Below are 4495 nucleotides of genomic sequence, written 5' to 3'. Positions count from 1 at the left end.
AAAAATCCGCCGATATCACCGGTCTCCTGCCCGGACCGGACGACATGGAACTGGCGGCGGATCGCAAGACCTTGTGGGTCGGGTTCCGCTTCGCGCGTCATGTTGGCGTGATCGACCTGAACACCAACAAGCTGGTCGATACCATCGCTGTCGGCCGCTCGCCGCACGGAATCTTTTTTGCCAATCGCGCACCCGTGTATGCACCGAATCCGGATTGAGCCACACCGCAATGATTGAAGAGGCAGGAGAGCGTTTGCATGGTTACTGAAATTCTCGCTCAACTCGACAACGCGGTGGGCAGTTTGCAGACGCTGCTTTACGTCGATGTTGTCCAGCCGATTTTCTTCAAGGTCGGCTTGATGGGCTACGACGAAGACACTTACGACGCGCTTTATTGGGTCATCATCGGCGCGCTAGAAGTGCTGGCGACGTTCGCCATTCTGCGGCCGCTCGAAGCGCTTCGTCCCATTGAGACATGGCAGGACAGGAAGGCGGTTCGTTCAGATGTTTTTTATACGTGGATAGCGAAGCTCGGCATCATCAACCTGGCGTTCTTTTTCCTGCTGACGCCCGTGTTCAATCATTGGCAAAGCCTGATGGTGATCCACGGCGTTCCGAATCTCGAGGTCGACAGTCTGTGGCCCGGCGTGACCGATCAACCGGTTGTGTCGTTCGTGATCTATCTGATCGTGCTGGATTTCGCGGGCTACTGGTATCACCGTTGGCAACACCGCTTTGGCGTGTGGTGGGAATTGCATGCGGTTCATCACAGCCAGCAGCAAATGTCGCTCTGGGCCGACGACCGCAATCATTTCCTCGATGACATCATTCAGGCCGCGTTCTTCGCGAGCATCTCGCTCTTCATTGGCGTGGAGCCGTCGCAGTTCGTCGTGCTGGTCGCGCTCAGCAATGTGCTGCAAAGCATCCAGCACGTGAACGCCCGCTTGCCATTCGTGCCCATGCTCGACCGCGTGCTCGTAAGTCCGACGTTTCACCGGCGTCATCATGCGATTGGCTATGGTCACGAAGGTACGCGTTATGGCTGCAACTTCGGCGTGCTGTTTCCGTGGTGGGACATGCTGTTCAAGACGGCTTCATGGAATCGCGCGGTCGAACCGACAGGCATTCGCGATCAGTTGCCGGCGCCGGACGGCCGCGGGCGCGATTACGGAATGGGCATGTGGGCGCAGCAATGGCATGCGTTCGCGCGGATTGCGCAGCGAATGCGTTCCGAATAGTTTTAATGCGGCTTGAACGCCGCGCCGCATCACACAACGCCATGCGCTTCGCGCATGGCGTTTTTTTATTGGCGCCGTCAAAACGTCAGCCCAATCATCTTTACACGATTTTTACACCCGCAGCAGTTCTCTTTGCCAGCCGTTTACACACGATCAACTAACCTTCAGCACGTCCAAATCCGCTACGGGAGATCAAAACAATGGACCTGCTTTATATCGCCGGCATCATCGCCTTCTGGGCTTTATGCGCGGCTCTGACCATCGGTTGCGACAAGCTGCGTCGCGCTCCAGGAGGCCGCCCATGACCACCTGGATGCTGGTGCTGGCCGGTGCCTCGACACTGCTCTTGTTCGTGTACCTCGTGTACGCATTGCTGCGTGCGGAGGATCTGGAATGAACGCCAATAACCTGTTTCAAGCGGGCCTTTACATTGTCGTATTGATCGCGCTCGCGGTTCCCATCGGCCGGTACATAACCGGCGTGCTCGACGGTTCGTCCGTAGTGGTTCGCCGCATCGGCCGCCCGATCGAGTCAGTGTTGTACAAGCTGGCCGGCGTAGACGATAAAGCCGAAATGTCGTGGAAGCATTACGCCTTTGCCGTCCTCGCATTCAACGCGCTCGGCGCGCTCGTGGTGTTCGGATTCCTTCGTCTGCAGCAATGGTTGCCGTCGAACCCGCAAGGCTTCGGTCCGATGACCTCCGACGGCGCGTTCAATACTGCGGTCAGCTTCGTGACCAACACGAACTGGCAGGATTACACGCCTGAAGCGACCGCGAGTTATCTGTCGCAGATGGTCGGCTTGTCGGTGCAGAACTTCTTGTCCGCCGCAACGGGTATTGCTGTCGTGGTTGCGCTGATTCGCGGCTTCGCGCGTCACACGGCGACCACCATCGGCAACTTCTGGGTCGACCTGACGCGCATCACGCTCTACATCCTCGCGCCGATGGCAACCGTCATCGCGCTGGTGTTCGTGAGCCAGGGCGTGATCCAGAACTTCGAAGCGTACAAAGATGTCGGCACGCTGCAGACCACGACATACCAGACGCCGAAGACGGACGCGCAAGGCAACGCGGTGAAGGACGCCAAGGGCAATGCCGTGATGGTCGACAACAAGGCCGACAAGCAGACGCTTGCAATGGGCCCGGTCGCTTCGCAGGAGGCGATCAAGATGCTCGGCACGAACGGCGGCGGTTTCTTCAATGCCAACTCAGCGCATCCGTATGAAAACCCGACGCCGTTTTCGAACTTCGTCCAGATGGTTTCCATGCTGATCATTCCTGCGTCGCTGTGCGTGGTGTTCGGAAGGATGGTCGGCGACAGGCGCCAGGGCTACGCGATTCTTGCCGCGATGACCATTGCCTTCGCAATTGCATGCTGGGGTGAAATCTCGTTCGAGCAAGCGGGCAATCCACTGTTTGCATCGCTGCATGTCGATCAGAGCGCGTCGCCGTTACAGGCAGGTGGTAACGCCGAGGGCAAGGAAACACGCTTCGGTATTGCGCAGTCGGGCATTTTCACCGTTGCAACGACGGCGGCTTCGTGCGGCGCCGTGAACAACACGCACGACTCGCTGACGCCCATGGGCGGCTTCGTTCCAATGCTGCTGATCCAGCTCGGCGAAGTGATCTTCGGCGGCGTGGGTTCGGGCCTGTACGGCATGCTCGTCTTCGCAATGCTTGCGGTATTCGTCGCGGGCCTGATGATCGGGCGCACGCCTGAATACATCGGCAAGAAGATCGAGTCGTACGAGATGAAGATGGTCGCGATCGTGGTGCTGCTGACGCCGTTCCTGGTGTTGCTCGGCACATCGATGGGCGTGCTGACGGCCGCGGGCACGGCGGGTATCTCGAACCCGGGACCGCATGGCTTTTCCGAAGTGCTCTACGCCTATAGCTCGGCCGCGAACAATAACGGCAGCGCATTTGCGGGCCTCACGGTCAGCACGCCGTTCTACAACATCACTACCGGCATTGCGATGTGGTTCGGCCGCTTCGGTTCGATCATTCCGGTGCTTGCCATTGCAGGTGCGCTGGCCGCCAAGAAACGTATCGCGACGACTGCCGGCAGCCTGCCGACGCACGGTCCGCTGTTCGTCGTGTTGCTGCTCGGCACGGTGGTGCTGGTGGGTGCGCTGACCTATGTGCCGGCGCTTGCGCTGGGTCCGATCGTCGAGCATCTGATGATGCTCTCGGGCAAATAAGCGGTCACTGATACAGAGGAAAGTATGAACACAATTGTCAAACCGCCAGTGAAGACGCCTAACAAGGCGCCGGAGAAAAATCCGGAGCCAACGGGAAATTCACGCTCGGCTGCGCGTTCCATGTTCGACCCGGCCATTGTCATGCCGGCGATCGCGGACTCGTTCAGGAAGCTCGACCCGCGCACGCAATTACGCAATCCGGTGATGTTCTGCGTGTATGTGGGCAGTATCCTGACCACGGTCCTTTGGGTGGCCGCTTTGTCGGGCCAGGCCGAGGCGCCCGCGGGTTTCATCCTTGCGGTGTCGCTGTGGCTGTGGTTCACGGTGCTGTTCGCGAACTTCGCCGAAGCGCTGGCTGAAGGCCGTTCGAAGGCGCAGGCCGCATCGCTGCGCAGCGCGAAGCGCGACGTCATGGCGAAGAAGCTGGACAAGCCCGATCACAAGGGTGCAATCCAGATCACGACCGCGACAGAACTGCGCAAGGGTGATGTCGTACTGGTGGAGACGGGCGACGTGATCCCTGCCGACGGTGAAGTGGTGGATGGCGTTGCTTCTGTCGACGAGTCCGCCATTACCGGCGAATCGGCGCCCGTTATCCGCGAGTCGGGCGGCGACTTCACGGCAGTGACGGGCGGTACGCGCGTGTTGTCGGACTGGATCGTGGTGCGAGTGACGGTCAATCCGGGCGAGGCGTTCCTTGACCGCATGATCGCGATGGTCGAAGGCGCGAAGCGCCAGAAGACGCCCAACGAAATCGCGTTGACGATCCTGCTGGTCGCGTTGAGCCTCGTGCTGCTGTTTGCGACCGCGACGCTGCTGCCGTTCTCGATGTTCTCGGTCGGCGCCATGAAAGCGGGACACGTGGTGACGATTACTGCGCTTGCCGCGCTGCTCGTGTGCCTGATACCGACGACCATCGGCGGGTTGCTTTCTGCCATTGGCGTGGCCGGCATGAGCCGCATGATGCAGGCGAACGTGATCGCAACGTCCGGACGTGCCGTGGAAGCCGCCGGTGACGTGGACGTGCTGTTGCTCGACAAGACCGGCACGATCAC

At 59.8% G+C, this 4495-nt stretch carries 5 protein-coding genes; all 5 read left to right on the top strand.

Annotated features, from left to right (window positions below):
• A partial coding sequence (locus tag ACFFAR_RS25610) for a YncE family protein (protein ID WP_375508695.1) occupies window positions 1–218 on the top strand: 218 nt, incomplete at its 5' end.
• 39 nt (window positions 219–257) lie between these two features.
• On the top strand, window positions 258–1238 hold the full coding sequence (locus ACFFAR_RS25605) for a sterol desaturase family protein (protein ID WP_174364181.1): 981 nt from the start codon (window positions 258–260) through the stop codon (window positions 1236–1238).
• 301 nt (window positions 1239–1539) lie between these two features.
• Window positions 1540–1635: a potassium-transporting ATPase subunit F gene (locus tag ACFFAR_RS25600; RefSeq protein WP_056359778.1), complete on the top strand. Its 96-nt coding sequence runs from the start codon at window positions 1540–1542 to the stop codon at window positions 1633–1635.
• Entirely contained in the window at window positions 1632–3440 is a 1809-nt protein-coding gene (gene kdpA / locus ACFFAR_RS25595; protein ID WP_375508694.1) for a potassium-transporting ATPase subunit KdpA, read from the top strand. The genes ACFFAR_RS25600 and kdpA overlap by 4 nt, the downstream gene beginning before the upstream one ends.
• A 120-nt stretch (window positions 3441–3560) precedes the next feature.
• On the top strand, window positions 3561–4495 hold a 935-nt coding region (locus ACFFAR_RS25590; RefSeq protein ID WP_375508696.1), incomplete at its 3' end, for an HAD-IC family P-type ATPase.

Source organism: uncultured Caballeronia sp. (genome assembly GCF_964243625.1).
GTDB lineage: Bacteria > Pseudomonadota > Gammaproteobacteria > Burkholderiales > Burkholderiaceae > Caballeronia.
This window is presented reverse-complemented; position numbering and strand designations above follow the sequence as displayed.

Coding starts and splice junctions, on each gene's coding strand:
- ACFFAR_RS25605 (WP_174364181.1), top strand. CDS start 258: ATGGTTACTGAAATTCTCGCTCAACTCGACAACGCGGTGGGCAGTTTG.
- ACFFAR_RS25600 (WP_056359778.1), top strand. CDS start 1,540: ATGACCACCTGGATGCTGGTGCTGGCCGGTGCCTCGACACTGCTCTTG.
- kdpA (WP_375508694.1), top strand. CDS start 1,632: ATGAACGCCAATAACCTGTTTCAAGCGGGCCTTTACATTGTCGTATTG.